15 protein-coding genes are annotated in these 14,296 nt (G+C 63.2%); 5 read left to right on the top strand and 10 right to left on the bottom strand.

The features are described 5' to 3' along the window. Positions 1-19 precede the first annotated feature (19 nt). From JOE66_RS07930 to JOE66_RS07910, 5 genes are all read right to left on the bottom strand, one after another. Positions 20-853, bottom strand: coding sequence for an ABC transporter permease (locus tag JOE66_RS07930; protein WP_205111748.1), 834 nt, complete (start codon positions 851-853; stop codon positions 20-22). Positions 854-906: 53 nt separating this feature from the next. Beyond that, positions 907-1,821 (bottom strand): ABC transporter permease, encoded by a 915-nt coding sequence (locus JOE66_RS07925; RefSeq protein WP_205108322.1) that lies wholly within the window; start codon positions 1,819-1,821, stop codon positions 907-909. Position 1,822: 1 nt separating this feature from the next. After that, a complete protein-coding gene (locus JOE66_RS07920) occupies positions 1,823-3,028 on the bottom strand; it encodes an ABC transporter ATP-binding protein (RefSeq protein WP_205108320.1) in 1,206 nt (401 codons plus the stop codon). Further along, the gene (locus tag JOE66_RS07915) at positions 3,028-4,260 is read right to left on the bottom strand and encodes an ABC transporter substrate-binding protein (RefSeq protein WP_205108318.1); all 1,233 of its coding nucleotides are present in this window, start codon (positions 4,258-4,260) and stop codon (positions 3,028-3,030) included. The genes JOE66_RS07920 and JOE66_RS07915 overlap by 1 nt, the downstream gene beginning before the upstream one ends. 178 nt (positions 4,261-4,438) lie before the next feature. Continuing rightward, on the bottom strand, positions 4,439-5,221 hold the full coding sequence (locus JOE66_RS07910) for a PP2C family protein-serine/threonine phosphatase (protein ID WP_372435483.1): 783 nt from the start codon (positions 5,219-5,221) through the stop codon (positions 4,439-4,441). A 165-nt stretch (positions 5,222-5,386) separates the two neighbouring features. On the opposite strand from JOE66_RS07910, the gene JOE66_RS07905 reads away from it, so the two are divergent. The 3 genes from JOE66_RS07905 to JOE66_RS07895 all read left to right on the top strand — a co-directional run bounded on the left by JOE66_RS07905 (position 5,387) and on the right by JOE66_RS07895 (position 8,817). Then, positions 5,387-5,854: an Lrp/AsnC family transcriptional regulator gene (locus JOE66_RS07905; protein ID WP_205108314.1), complete on the top strand. Its 468-nt coding sequence runs from the start codon at positions 5,387-5,389 to the stop codon at positions 5,852-5,854. 3 nt (positions 5,855-5,857) lie between these two features. After that, a complete protein-coding gene (locus JOE66_RS07900) occupies positions 5,858-7,264 on the top strand; it encodes an aspartate aminotransferase family protein (protein ID WP_205108312.1) in 1,407 nt (468 codons plus the stop codon). A gap of 128 nt (positions 7,265-7,392) precedes the next feature. Next, positions 7,393-8,817 (top strand): NAD(P)/FAD-dependent oxidoreductase, encoded by a 1,425-nt coding sequence (locus JOE66_RS07895; protein ID WP_205108310.1) that lies wholly within the window; start codon positions 7,393-7,395, stop codon positions 8,815-8,817. 24 nt (positions 8,818-8,841) lie between these two features. Here the strand turns inward: JOE66_RS07895 and pdxH are convergent, their stop codons facing one another. Next, positions 8,842-9,489: a pyridoxamine 5'-phosphate oxidase gene (pdxH, locus tag JOE66_RS07890; RefSeq protein ID WP_205111746.1), complete on the bottom strand. Its 648-nt coding sequence runs from the start codon at positions 9,487-9,489 to the stop codon at positions 8,842-8,844. A gap of 126 nt (positions 9,490-9,615) precedes the next feature. Between pdxH and JOE66_RS07885 the strand changes: the two genes are divergently transcribed. After that, the gene (locus JOE66_RS07885; protein WP_205108308.1) at positions 9,616-10,122 is read left to right on the top strand and encodes a methylated-DNA--[protein]-cysteine S-methyltransferase; all 507 of its coding nucleotides are present in this window, start codon (positions 9,616-9,618) and stop codon (positions 10,120-10,122) included. 72 nt (positions 10,123-10,194) lie between these two features. Continuing rightward, positions 10,195-10,764, top strand: a complete 570-nt coding sequence (locus JOE66_RS07880) for a DNA-3-methyladenine glycosylase I (protein ID WP_205111744.1) — start codon at positions 10,195-10,197, stop codon at positions 10,762-10,764. A 46-nt stretch (positions 10,765-10,810) separates the two neighbouring features. Here JOE66_RS07880 and JOE66_RS07875 read toward each other — a convergent pair whose 3' ends face one another. From JOE66_RS07875 to JOE66_RS07860, 4 genes are read right to left on the bottom strand one after another with little or no spacing between them, the layout of a single operon-like run. After that, positions 10,811-11,566: a YaaA family protein gene (locus JOE66_RS07875; protein WP_205108306.1), complete on the bottom strand. Its 756-nt coding sequence runs from the start codon at positions 11,564-11,566 to the stop codon at positions 10,811-10,813. Between the two features lie 4 nt (positions 11,567-11,570). Further along, positions 11,571-11,855 (bottom strand): F0F1 ATP synthase subunit epsilon, encoded by a 285-nt coding sequence (locus JOE66_RS07870; RefSeq protein ID WP_205108304.1) that lies wholly within the window; start codon positions 11,853-11,855, stop codon positions 11,571-11,573. A gap of 2 nt (positions 11,856-11,857) precedes the next feature. Further along, a complete protein-coding gene (atpD, locus tag JOE66_RS07865; RefSeq protein ID WP_205108302.1) occupies positions 11,858-13,342 on the bottom strand; it encodes a F0F1 ATP synthase subunit beta in 1,485 nt (494 codons plus the stop codon). A 53-nt stretch (positions 13,343-13,395) separates the two neighbouring features. Further along, a complete protein-coding gene (locus JOE66_RS07860; protein WP_205108300.1) occupies positions 13,396-14,295 on the bottom strand; it encodes a F0F1 ATP synthase subunit gamma in 900 nt (299 codons plus the stop codon). Between the last annotated feature and the right edge of the window lies 1 nt (position 14,296).

Genomic DNA, 14,296 nt, shown 5'->3' with positions numbered 1-14,296 from the left:
TATCGAAACCAGACTCCGTCTACTGGATCCGCGCGAGCCGCTTGGCACGGGCCGCTCGTGACACCTGGGCGACCACCACGATCACGATGGCCAGCAGGAAGACCGCGGAGGCGATGACGTTCGCCTCCGCCGGAATACCGCGCGCCGCAGCGATGTAGATGAACTTCGGGAACGTGTCGACCGCCCCCGAGTTGAAGTTCGTGATGATGAAGTCGTCGAAGCTCAGCGCGAACGACAGCAGCGCGGCCGCAGCAATGCCCGGCACGAGCAGCGGGAAGGTGATCCGCCAGAATACCGCCGAAGCCGACCCATAGAGGTCGCGCCCCGCTTCTTCGAGCGAGGGGTCAAGAGACGCCACGCGGGCCTTCACTGTCACGACCACAAAACTGATGCAGAACATCGTGTGGGCGATGATGATGGTCCCGAGGCCTTTGTTCACCCCGAGCGACAGGAACTGGGCTGCCAGCCCTGCGCCCAGAACCACTTCGGGCGTCGCCATCGGCAGGAAGAGCAGCAGCGAGATCGCCGAGCGCGCCTTGAACCGGTAGCGAACCAGCGCGATCGCGATTGCCGTGCCGAGAGCCGTCGCCAGCACAGTCGCCACCACACCGACCAGGATGCTGTTGCCGAAGGCCTCGCACACCCCCTGGGCATCGCAGACGTGCAGCCACTTGTCGAAGGTGAAACCCTGCCAGGCGATGTTGAGCTTGCCAGAGTCGTTGAAGGAGAACACGAAGGTGTACGCGATCGGGATCAGCAGGAAGACCAGCGCCAGGATCGTGTAGATCGGCAGCCCGAGACCCTTGAATCTGATCTTCACCCGGCGGCCACCCGCGCGGGGCGGGCCAGCCATCGGAGCTTCGAGGTCGGCGGCGATGGCCCCCGGCCCCGCGGTCGAGAGTGCACTCATATCAGGTCCTCCGTTCCGGCCCGCCGAACATAGATGCCCACGATGATGAGAATCACGGCCATCAGGATGATCGACAGCGCCGCCGCGATCGGATAGTTCTGCAGCACGAGGAAGTTCGCTTCGATCGCATTACCGACCATCGACGTCTGCGAACTTCCGAGAAAGTCCCCGCTGGCGTTGATGTAGTCGCCGGCCGCCGGGATGAAGGTCAGAAGCGTGCCCGAAACGATCCCGGGCATCGAGAGCGGAATCGTCACCTTGCGGAACGTCGTCCATGGTGAGGCGTACAGGTCGCTCCCCGCCTCGATGTATCGAACGTCGAGGCGTTCCAGGGTCGCATACAGCGGCAGGGTCATGAACGGAATGAAGTTGTACGTCAGGCCGAAGATCACCGCGAAGGGCGTGCCAGTGATGTGCCCGTCGGCCGGAAAGATCGAGAGCGCCTTGAGCGCAACCACGATGGGGCCCTCATCGCTCATGATCTGCTTCCACGCGAGTGTACGCAGCAGAAAGCTGATGAAGAACGGTGCGATCACCAAGGTCAGCAGCAGGCTCTGGAAGAGCGGCCAGCGCCTGGCCTTGACTCCGATGAAATACGCCATCGGGTAACTGATGATGAGCGCGAGCACCGTGGCGATCACCGCGTACCCGAAAGCCCGCAGTATCAGCGGCAGGTATTGCCCGACCGCATCGGTGTAGTTCTGCCACTGGAAGCCGGCGCTGTACTGCCCGATGTCACCGTCGATCACCGGCTGCTGAAAAGAGGTGAAGATGAGCGAGATCAGTGGCGTGATGAAGAACAGCATCAGGTACAGGATGCCCGGCAACAGCAGAATCAGGGCGATCCAGCTGCGCTTGCGAACAGCGGGCTCGGCCGCCGCCGTCGAACTCGCGAACGCGGTGAAGGCCATCTCAGGCCTGCTCGAGCTCGGATTCGGCGGCGTCTACGCGGGCACGCGTTGCGATCGTCGCCGTATCCGCCGACTCGTCTGACACCACGGAGTCAGGCGAGGGCGCGTCTTCGAGGCCGAAGCTGTGCTCGATGCTCCAGCTGACCCAGACCTCTGCCCCCACGTGCACAACCGGCCCGAAGACCATGTTCTGGGCGAACACGACGACGTCGCCGACACCGGGTACAGCAACGATGTACTGCGTGCTCACCCCGCTGAACGACACGTCGATCACCCGGCCGGGGCCCACGACATTGCGCGCGGCATCGGCGACCGGCGCCTCGGTGAGAAGCAACACCTTCTCCGGCCGTACCCCGACCGTGATCACTCCGCTGTGTCGCTGGGCACGGGAACGAGGGATGACCAGTGTCGTGCCCGCGATCGACACCGTCAGGGCATCCGGAGTCGTTGAAACGACGGGCCCGGTGAACAGGTTGGACTGCCCGAGGAAGTTTGCGACGAAAGCAGTTCTCGGCAGTTCATAGAGCTCTTCAGGAGCGCCCATCTGCTCGATCGCGCCCTTGTTCATGACCGCGATGGTGTCGGCCATGGTCATGGCCTCCTCCTGGTCGTGGGTGACGTGCAAAAAGGTCAGGCCGACCTCGGTCTGGATGTCTTTCAGTTCGAGCTGCATCTGGCGCCGGAGCTTCAGGTCGAGAGCCCCGAGGGGTTCGTCGAGCAGCAGGAGCGCCGGGCGGTTGACGATGGCGCGTGCCAGTGCGACTCGCTGCTGTTGCCCGCCCGAGAGCTGGCCCGGCCGACGTGAGGCGAGGTGGTCGAGTTCGACGAGCCGCAGAGCCTCGTGCGCCTTGTCGAGAGGTTTGGCGATGCTCCGCCGACGAAGCCCGAAGGCGACGTTTTCGAGCACGGTCATGTGGGGGAAGAGGGCGTAGGACTGGAACACCGTGTTGACCGGCCTCTGGAACGACTTCGTCGCTGTGACGTCCTTGCCTCCGATGAGGATGCGACCTGCCGTCGGCTCCTCCAGGCCTGCGACGAGCCGGAGCGTCGTCGTCTTGCCGCAGCCTGACGGCCCGAGGAGAGCGAAGAACGAACCCGCGGGAATGAACAGGTCGAGCGACTCGATGGCCGTGAAGCCGGGGAAGTGCTTGGTGATTCCGACCAGTTCGAGATCGGCGCCCTTCTCCGCGAATGTCCCGGCGGCCATCAACTGCCCAGCAACACTTTTTGGAACGAGGCGCCGAAGTCGCTCTCCTCCTGCGCGCTGAGGGTACGGAACACGTGGACCTGCTTCAGGTCATCGGCGTCGGGGAAGATCAGCGGGTTCGAAGCCAGGGCGGGGTCGATGGCATCCATCGCCTCTTTGGCACCATTGACCGGCGTGACGTAGTTCACCCAGGCGGCGAGCTCTGCGGCGACGGCAGGCTCGTAGTAGTAGTCCATGATGGCTTCGGCGTTCGCCTTGTGGCGAGACCCCATGGGTACGACGAAGGTGTCGTTCCAGAGTGTGCCGCCGGAGTCAGGAATGGCGAACTCCCACTTGTCGCCAGCCGTGGCATTCAGCGAGGTGATGTCACCCGACCAGCAGATGGCAGCGAAGGTGTCTTCGTTCTGCAGGTCGTTGAGGTACTGGTTGCCCTTGATGTTGCGGATCTGGCCGTCGCTGACCTCCTTGGTGAAGACATCCATCGCCTTGTTGAACTGGTCGGCAGACCAGTCCCCGGTGATGTCGGTTCCCTGGGAGAGCATGATGAGGCCGATGGTGTCGCGCATCTCCGAAAGAACGCCGACGCGGCCCTTGAGCTCGGTGGCCCAGAGGTCGTCGATGCTCTTGATGCCGTTCGGCACCTTCTCCTTGTTCCAACAGATCCCGGCGTAGCCGCCCTGCCAGGGCAGGGACTTCTGCCGACCCTTGTCGAAGTCGGGGTTGGCGAACGAGTCGCTGAGGTTCGAGATGTTCGGGATCTTGGCATGGTCGAGGTCCTGGATGTAGCCGAGGCGAACGAGCCTGGCGACCATCCAGTCGGTGAGACAGACCGTGTCTGTGCCGATGTCCTGGCCGAGGGCGAGCTGGTCCTTCACCTTGGCGTAGTAGGTGTTGTTGTCATCGACGGCGACGTTGTAGGTGACGTTGATGCCGGACTTCTGCTGGAAACCCACCAGCGTGGGGTGATTGCCATCTGCGTCTTCGTCCATGTACGCCGGCCAGTTGTCCCAGATGAGAGTCTTCTCGGTGGCCGAGACATCGGTGGCAGGCGTGAGCGCCGCCTTGGTGGCGGTGGTCGGCGCGCAGGCGGCGAGGCCGAGTGCCCCGGCCCCCAGACCGACGGCCCCGAGAAAGCCGCGGCGGCTCATCGAGAGTCGCTTGGCGTTCTGCATTGCCTGTGATTGCTTGATGGCTTCGATGATCATCGGGTCGCGCGGTGGCGTCAGTGGCATGAGGGGTGCACTCCAAGGTCTCGCGAAAAAGGTGTTTTGATCCTGACACACGGAATCAGGGATTCACAGCAAAAGCCACGAAAAGAACAATCATGAAACACAATCTTTACGAAATCAGCATCGATTCCCGCTGAAGACCGATGATTTCGTCACTGGGCAGTGCATAGGAACCGCCGCGTCACCCTGCTGCGACATCGATGACGAGCACGGTCACGTTGTCTCGGCCACCATTCGTCAGCGCGGCGATGACAAGATCGTTCGCGGCTTCTGCTGCGCTGCCCGCTCGGCCGAGGTAGTGAGCGATGCCGTGGTCGGTGAGCTCCTTCGTCAGGCCATCGCTGCAGACCAGAAGGCGCTGGCCGGGCGTGACTTCGAGCAGCGTGTAGTCGGGCGCAGGCTTCTCGTGGAACCCCACCGCCCGGGTGATGATGTTGCTGTCGGGGTGCGTCTCGGCCTGTTCCGCCGTGATCAACCCGGCGTCGACGAGCTCCTGCACCACGGAATGATCGACCGTCAGCCTGGCGAGTGAGCCCTCCAGGATCTGGTAGACCCGCGAGTCACCGATGTTGAAGACCGCCCAGACCGGCTCATCCTCGACCAGCGTGAGAGCGACGCCGGTCACGGTCGTTCCGGTACCGAGCGCATTCGCGTCACCGACCACATCGATGTCGGTCAATGCCAGCGACAGCGCTTCGTCGATGATGTCGCCCGTCGTGAACGAAAATCCGTGCACAGCTCCGAGACGATTCACCACAGCAGCGCTGGCAACATCGCCCGCTGCATGGCCACCCATGCCGTCTGCCACCGCGAAGATCGGCGGGTTGGCGACCACGCTGTCTTCATTCACAGCACGCTTCTTGCCGACGTCGCTGAGTGCCGCCCACGAGAGGGTGAAGGGTTCTGCCTCAGGCTTGGGCCCGACAACCCGGAGGGTTGCCGTCTGCTCACCGATCTGGGTCACGCGTGTTCTCTTTTCCATACGCTGCCGTTCGGGCTGGGCAACTGCACGTGACAACTTTAGACGAGACCGTGGCGTGCTTGCATTTTCGGCGGATTTCGTAGGTGAATAGGCAAACCAGCTTCGGATTCACTTGCCGGTGCCCCGCGTCACTGACAGAATCGATGCATGAACTCCAGGCCCCGCTCGACCCACCTCGATGACACGTCCAAAGCGATCATCGAACAGCTTCAGGTCGACGGTCGACGCTCCTACGCTGAAATCGGCAAGGCCGTCGGTCTCAGCGAGGCAGCAGTGCGGCAACGGGTACAGAAGCTGACCGAGACCGGCGTGATGCAGATCGTCGCCGTGACCGATCCGCTCCAGCTCGGTTTCTACCGCCAGGCCATGGTCGGCCTGAAGGTCACCGGTGACACGCGGGTGATCGCCGATGCCCTGGCCGCCCTTCCCGCCGTCGACTACGTGGTCCTGACGGCCGGCACCTTCGACATCATGGTCGAGGTCGTCTGCGAGAACGACGACGACCTGATCTCGCTGCTGAATTCCGATATCCGCACGCTCGATGGCGTGCTCTCCACCGAAACATTTGTCTACCTGAAGCTGCACAAGCAGCTCTACAACTGGGGAACGAGATAAATCATGACCATCACCCATCCCACCAGCGGCCTGTCGAGCAAGTTCGACGAAGCCGACCTCCAGCAGAAGGCCAAAGATCACCTCTGGATGCATTTCGCACGCCAGTCGGTGATGGAGGACGGCCACGGCGTTCCGATCATCGTCAAGGGTGACGGTCATCACATCTGGGACAGCACGGGTAAGAAGTACTTCGACGGGCTGAGCGGGCTCTTCGTGGTGAACGCCGGCCACGGTCGCCAGCGGCTCGCCGAGGTCGCCGCCAAGCAGGCCGCAGAGCTGGCGTTCTTCCCCCTGTGGTCGTACGCGCATCCTTCGGCCATCGAACTGGCCGACAGGCTCGCAGACTACGCTCCCGGTGACCTGAACCGGGTCTTCTTCTCCACCGGCGGAGGCGAGGCCGTCGAGACGGCGTTCAAACTGGCGAAGTACTACTGGAAGCTTCAGGGCCGGCCTACCAAGCACAAGGTCATCTCCCGTGCCGTGGCCTATCACGGCACCCCGCAGGGCGCCCTGGCCATCACCGGGATCCCGGCGATGAAGGAGATGTTCGAACCGGTCACCCCGGGCGGATTCCGCGTGCCCAACACCAACTTCTACCGCGCCCCGGAGCACGGTGACCACCTCGAGCAGTTCGGGCTCTGGGCGGCCAACCGCATCGAAGAGATGATCGAGTTCGAAGGGCCCGAAACAGTGGCCGCGGTCTTCCTTGAGCCGGTGCAGAACTCCGGCGGCTGCTTCCCGCCTCCTCCCGGATATTTCCAGAGGGTTCGCGAGATCTGCGACAAGTACGACGTACTTCTGGTCAGCGACGAGGTCATCTGCGCGTTCGGCCGACTCGGCCACATGTTCGCCTGCGACGAGTACAACTACGTGCCCGACATGATCACCTGTGCCAAGGGAATGACCAGCGGCTACTCCCCCATCGGCGCGACGATCGTGAGCGACAAGGTGTACGAGCCGTTCAAGCACGGCAACACCTCGTTCTACCACGGGTATACGTTCGGCGGGCATCCGGTGTCTGCAGCCGTTGCGCTCGAGAACCTCGACATCTTCGAAGAGGAGAAGCTCAACGAGAACGTGCGCGAGAACAGCCCGGCGTTTCGACGCACCCTTGAGAAGCTGCACGACCTGCCGATCGTCGGTGACGTGCGCGGTGACGGCTACTTCTTCGGCATCGAACTGGTCAAAGACAAGAAGACGAAGGAGACATTCGACGACGACGAGTCGGAGCGCCTGCTGCGAGGCTTCCTCTCGAAGGCGCTCTTCGATGCGGGCCTCTACTGCCGCGCAGACGACCGGGGCGACCCCGTCATCCAGCTCGCGCCGCCGCTCACGATCGGCCAGCGTGAGTTCGACGAGATCGAGGGCATCCTGCGTTCGGTATTGACCGAGGCCTGGGCCCAGCTCTAGCCACTCGAGCGGCAGGCGCTGCGACGCCGTGAGGCCGCAACGACGAAACGAGCCCGGCGCACCTGCCGCATTTCGGCGCAGCGGGCTCACGACACAGAGCATGAGAGATGAGAAGGGCTGGCTGCCGGATGATCGCGAGCAACTACTGGGCCGAATCAGCTGCGGCAACTGGCGGTGACGCGGGTCGACTGCGCCCACCCCCCACTGCAGACCTCGACGTCGACGTATGCATCGTGGGTGGCGGTCTGACAGGGCTCTGGACGGCGTACTACCTTGCCAGGCTCGACCCGGCCCTGTCGATCGCCATCCTCGAGAAGGAGACGGTCGGCTTCGGAGCCTCCGGCCGCAATGGCGGGTGGTGTTCTGCGCTTTTCCCCCGCTCTGCCGCCTCCCTCGAACGCGCCTACGGTTTCGAACGCGCCGTCGCGATGCGCCGGGCAATGGTCGACACCGTCACCGAAGTCGGCCGTGTGACGGCCGCAGAGAGCATCGACTGCGACTTCGTGCAGGGTGGCACGATCACCTATGCCACGAACGAGCTGCAGGTCGAATCGGCCAGGGCAGACGTCGACGAGGCGAAACGCTTCGGCGTCGATGCACTCGAGTACTGGGATTTCGACCCGGCGCACGCGCACTACGCGGGCCGCGGGCATCCGGTTGGGGCGAGAGCCGCCGCGTTCGACCCGGCCTGCGCGAGGCTGCACCCCGCAAAACTCGTTCACGGCCTCGCCCAGGTCGTCGAGTCCCTGGGCGTGCGCATTTTCGAACACACCGAAGTGACGTCGTGGCTGCCCAACTTCGTGAATTTCCGGGGGCACCAGGTCTCACCGGGCTCGGAAGCGATTGCGGCGCCCGGCGTTGTTGCCACCAACCAGATCGTCATCGCGACCGAGGCCTACGGGTCCCAGCTGCCGGGTGTCGGGCGACGGATCCTGCCGCTCTACTCGCTGATGATCGCGACCGAACCGCTTTCCGATGAATTCTGGGAGTCAGCGGGGCTCGAACACGGCAATACGTTCAGCGACTACCGTCACCTGCTCATCTACGGCCAGCGCACGGCAGACAACCGTTTCGCGTTCGGTGGCCGGGGTGCGCGCTATCACTGGGGTTCGAGCATCCACCCCTCGTATGACCAGGTCGAGCGAGTCTTCTCGCACCTGGCCGAAACGCTCATCGAGCTGTTCCCCGACGCCGCCGATGCGGAGGTCACCCACCGCTGGGGCGGCCCGATCGGTGTGCCCCGCGACTGGCATGCCTCGGCCAGCCACAACCCGAAGACCGGCGTGTCGTTCGCCGGCGGCTACGTGGGCGACGGGCTCAGTACGACCAATCTCGCCGGCCGCACCCTCAGCGAACTGATCACGGGCCACCACACTGAACTGACATGCCTGCCGTGGGTGAACCATCTCTCACCGCGCTGGGAGCCCGAACCGCTTCGTTTCATCGGTGCCAACCTCGGCCTCACGTCGGCGTCGCTCGCCGACCACGAAGAACGGATGACCGGCAGATCGTCGATCACGGCCAGGCTGTTGGGCCCGTTGACCGGTCACTGAGCCCGTCGTGCCCGACTTCTCGCCTCAGGGCTGGAGCCGCGTGATGCCCCAGCCTTCAGCGTGACGGTCGTAGACGAACCGATCGTGAACGCGCGAACTTCGGCCCTTCCAGAATTCGATACGGATGGGGCTGAGAAGAAATCCACCCCAATTCGCTGGCCTCGGCACGGCCGTTCCCTCCGGGTACGCGAGAGCCAGCTCTTCGATGCGCTGCTCGAGCAGCTCGCGGCTCTCGATCGGCTGGGACTGCCGGCTGGCCGCGGAGGCGATCTGCGAATCCCGTGGCCGGGATGCGAAGTACGCGTCGCTGCTCTCTGCATCGAGCCGGGTCACCGAACCCGTGACGATGACCTGTCGTTGCTGCCCATACCAGGGGAAGACGGCTGTGGCAACCGGATGCCCGGCCAACGCCCGGCCCTTCCGGGAATCGTAGTTCGTGAAGAACTCGAGACCCTCTGCCCTGACTCGACGCAGCAACACCGTTCGGCTGCTGGGCATGCCGTCATCATCGATCGTACCGAGCACCATGGCGTTCGGCTCAGCGAAGCCTCCGGCGTCTGCTTCACCGAGCCACCGGGCGAACTGGGCGATCGGATCGGGGTCGAGGTCGCCGGCTGAGAGTGGAACGGTGCCGTAATCGGTGTGCGTCGAGAGGGAGTCCATGAGAATCATCACGCTACTCCTCCCGTACGCCGATCACCCGAACACTCCTCCCCCACAGTCGAAGCCCGATGACGCCCGTGCACAATGTCCGATGGTGGCCAGTGCGGCTCTGGTGCATCCGGCTACAGTCGAATCATGAACGCCAGTACCCTCACCCTCCCCGACTACCTTGTGCGACTCGACAGCCCCATCGGTCGCCTTGAACTCACCGCCGACGACGACGCCATCCTCTCCCTCAACATCGAGGGTGGCGGCAGCCTGCCGCACGACGCACTACCGGAGAATCCGAACGCCGTGCTTACCGAGGCCGCGCGTCAATTGACCGAGTACTTCAACGGCGGGCGTCGAGAATTCGACGTGCCCGTCAAGCTCGTCGGAACACCATTCCAGCTCTCCGTCTGGCAGTCGCTCGCCACCCTCGGTTACGGTGAGTACATCTCCTATGGCGAACTCGGCGCTCTGGCCGGCCGGCCGGCTTCGGGCCGCGCCGTGGGCGGTGCGGTCGGGGCAAACCCCATACCGATCATCGTCGGGTGCCACCGGGTGCTGGCATCGAACCAGAAGATCACCGGGTACAGCGGCGGAAATGGCATCCCCACCAAGGTCTGGCTCCTTGACCACGAGAGCATCGTGCACCTGTGAACGACAGGCACGAGTCCTCACGTCGGTCGACCGCGACGCGCACCTCCGGTGAGTGAGACTCCGATCACCCTCATGGGTGCAGATGGAATCGAGCGCTGCGCCTGGGCGGGCGGCGACCTGGAGTACCAGCGATACCACGACACCGAGTGGGGACGACCGCTCCACTCCGATCGAGCCCTGTTTGAGAAGATCAGCCTCGAGGGCTTCCAGGCCGGCCTGTCGTGGATCACCATTCTCCGTCGCAGAGCTGCCTTCCGCAGGGCCTTCGACGATTTCGACATCGCCCGGGTAGCACGATTCACAGAAGTCGATATCGAGCGGTTGGCGAACGAATCCTCGATCATCCGTCATCGCGGCAAGATCCGCGCCGTGGTCACCAACGCGCGCGTGACGGCAGCCCTGATTGCCGTTTCCGGCGCAGGAGCGCTCGATCGACTGGTCTGGAGCTTCACCCCAGTCACTCCACGTCCTCGCCCCAGAACCGCCGCCGACTTCGTGGCGACCAGCCCAGAATCGACTGCACTCAGCACGGAGCTCCGGGCGCGCGGCTTCAGCTTTGTCGGGCCGACCACGATGTACGCCCTGATGCAATCGGCAGGACTTGTCGATGATCACGCCGAAGGGTGTTTTCTCGCCCGGTAGCTGCTCATTCACACTACGATCTCCCGAGGGCAGGGCATGCTGCAGCTCAGACGGTCAGGGCGATTTCTGCGCTGCCGAACCGACGAAGATCGAATCCGGTCGTCTGAGCCCACTCGACGAGCTCGTCAACAGAAGCGAAGTCACTCCCGGTTTCGACGAGTGCCCTGGTGAGTTCACCCTTAGCCTTCTTGTTGAAGTGATTCAGGGCGCGCTTCTGGCCGCCCTCATCCACCGTGAACACTCTCAGGAAGAACGAGTTCGGCCGGGAACCGACGGGCCCGAATTCGACGTAACCCTCCGAACGGAAGTCGAGAAGCAGCCCGGGAGTCTCAGACAGAACGGCAGACGTTGGCCTCGCCCAGTGATTCTTGAGGGTGACGGCCCTCGGCAGTCCAGTCAGTCGGGAGTCGTGTGAGAGCCGGTACGCCGGGATCAGGTCGCCGGAGCTGATCGGTCCGAACAGAGCCGAGTGGATGAAGACGTGCTCGAACGCGAACGACCGCTGGACTTCCGTCAGAGACGACGCACCCAGTCCATCGAAGACGACGCCGGTGTAGCGGTCAAGCGCGGGCATCGTCGGTGACAGAGTGAGCCGACGGTTCCGCAGGATCTCGTCGTGTTGCGTTCGACCGAGTTTCAGAGCGGCAATCGTGGCATCCGGGTCACGGGCGAGCAAACGTACGGCACGAACGACTTCGGCCCGACGTGGCCTCAATCGCCCGAAGGCAAATGCGGACAGGTCGAGCCGGTCGTCTGAGCCACCGTCACGCTTCGTCTCCGAAGGGGGCAGCAGGATGATCAAATTGTCAGGAAACCAACTCTGCCGCCCGGGCGACGATTGTCACACGGTTGTTCTCCACAGACAGAAAGCCCTCGTCTGCCTTCGCAACAATCCTCTTGCCGTCGGTGAGAGTCACGCGGACTTCACCCTCGGCCAGAATGGCCAGCAGCGGCTCGTGCCCGCGCAGAATACCGATCTCACCCTCAGTGGTCTTCGCGATCACCTGCGTCGCACCGCCCGACCACACTTCGTGGTCGGCGGCGACGACACTCACCTGAAGGGGAGCAGACGAGTCTGAGACGTCAGCCACGACTAGTTGTCTTCCTTCTGGATCTGAGCCCACTTCTCTTCGACGTCGTTGATACCACCGACGTTGAAGAAGGCCTGCTCAGCGACGTGGTCGAAGTCACCGTTGGCGATGGCCGAGAATGACTCGATCGTGTCTTTCAGCGGAACCGTCGAACCCTCGACACCGGTGAACTTCTTCGCCATGTAGGTGTTCTGAGAGAGGAACTGCTGGATGCGCCGAGCACGCGAAACGGTGATCTTGTCTTCTTCAGAGAGCTCGTCAACACCGAGGATCGCGATGATCTCCTGGAGTTCCTTGTTCTTCTGGAGGATCGCCTTGATCCGAACGGCCGTGTTGTAGTGATCGGCACCCAGGTAGCGGGGGTCGAGAATACGACTGGTCGAGGTCAGCGGGTCGACGGCCGGGTACAGGCCGCGAGAGGCGATCTCACGAGACAGTTCGGTCGTCGCGTCGAGGTGCGCGAAGGTCGTCGCCGGAGCCGGGTCGGTGTAGTCGTCTGCAGGAACATAGATGGCCTGGAGCGACGTGATCGAGTGGCCACGCGTCGAGGTGATGCGCTCCTGGAGCACACCCATCTCGTCGGCGAGGTTCGGCTGGTATCCCACGGCAGAAGGCATGCGGCCGAGAAGGGTCGAGACCTCTGAGCCCGCCTGGGTGAAGCGGAAGATGTTGTCGATGAAGAGCAGAACGTCCTGCTTCTGAACGTCACGGAAGTACTCCGCCATCGTCAGGGCAGACAGGGCGACACGAAGTCGCGTTCCCGGCGGCTCGTCCATCTGGCCGAACACAAGGGCCGTCTTGTCGAAGACGCCCGCCTCTTCCATTTCCATGATGAGGTCGTTGCCTTCACGGGTGCGCTCACCGACACCGGCGAACACCGACACCCCACCGTGATCCTGCGCAACACGCTGGATCATCTCCTGGATGAGCACGGTCTTGCCGACACCGGCACCACCGAACAGCCCGATCTTTCCACCCTGAACGTACGGGGTGAGGAGGTCGATGACCTTGATGCCGGTTTCGAACAGAGTCGTCTTCGACTCGAGCTGGTCGAACGCCGGAGGCTTGCGGTGGATGGGCCAACGCTCGGTGATCTCGATCTTCTCACCGTTGATCGTGCCGTCGGGGTCTGCGTTCAGCACCTCGCCGATGACGTTGAAGACCTTGCCCTTGGTGACGTCACCAACGGGAACCGAGATGGGCGCACCCGTGTCGGTCACCTCCTGGCCACGAACCAGGCCGTCGGTCGGGTTCAGCGCGATCGCGCGAACCAGATCGTCTCCGAGGTGCTGTGCAACCTCGAGCGTGATGACGTGCGTCTCGCCTTCGATCGTGATCGTCGACTTCAGCGCGTGGTAGATACCGGGGATCGCATCATGCGGAAACTCGATATCGACGACCGGGCCGGTGACCCTGGCAATGCGGCCGATGCCGCCGGCCTTCACGTCGGCGGCAGCTGGAGAGGTCTCTGTTGCTGTCGGTGTCATAACTTCTTCCTTTTCCTAAAGGTTCTGAAAACGTGTGTGCGGGAGCGCAGCGACTAGCGGGACGGAGTCAGCGCGTCAGCGCCGCCCACGATCTCGGAGATCTGCTGGGTGATTTCCGACTGGCGAGCGTTGTTCGCCAAGCGGGTGTAGTCACGGATGAGCTTGTCTGCGTTGTCGCTTGCAGACTTCATGGCGCGCTGGCGAGCTGCGTGCTCAGAAGCAGCGCTCTGCAACATGGCATTGAAGATACGGCTTTCGATGTACACCGGAAGCAGGGCATCCAGAACATCACCGACATCGGGTTCGAACTCGTAGAGCGGCAGTACTTCATTGCTCGGCGGGGCTTCGACACCCTCGACGACCTCGAGTGGCAACAAGCGGACGACCTCGGGAACCTGCGAGACCATGCTCACGAATCGGTTGTAGACGATGTGAATCTCGTCGACGCCGCCCTCCGACGCATCCTTCAGGAAGATCTCAACGAGTGCGTCACCGATCTCCTTCGCAACCTCGAAGGTCGGCTGGTCGGTTCCGCCGGTCCAGCTGTGTTCTGCCGGGCGCTTGCGGAACGCGAAGTACGCCGCGGCCTTTCGGCCGACGATGAAGTACGCGACCTCTTTGCCCTCGCTTCGCAAGAGGCTGGCGAGCTGCTCGGACTCCTTCAGAACGTTCGAGCTGAACGCACCGGCAAGGCCTCTGTCTGACGAGAAGACCACGATGAGCGCACGATCGATCTTGAGCGGTTCTGTCGTGAGAATATGCTCGACATTCGAGTAGGTCGCCACAGCCGAAACCGCTCGCGTCACCGCACGGGCGTAGGGGCCGGATGCTGCCACCCGACTCTGCGCCTTCTGGATTCGTGACGCAGAGATCAGTTCCATTGCCCGGGTGATCTTCTTGGTCGTCTGGGCAGACTTGATCTTCTGTCGATAGACCCGGAGTTGAGCTGCCATT

This window comes from Subtercola frigoramans (assembly GCF_016907385.1).
Classification (GTDB): Bacteria; Actinomycetota; Actinomycetes; order Actinomycetales; family Microbacteriaceae; genus Subtercola; species Subtercola frigoramans.
Note: the sequence above shows the minus strand (reverse complement) of the source record. Positions and strands in the feature narration are given on the sequence as shown.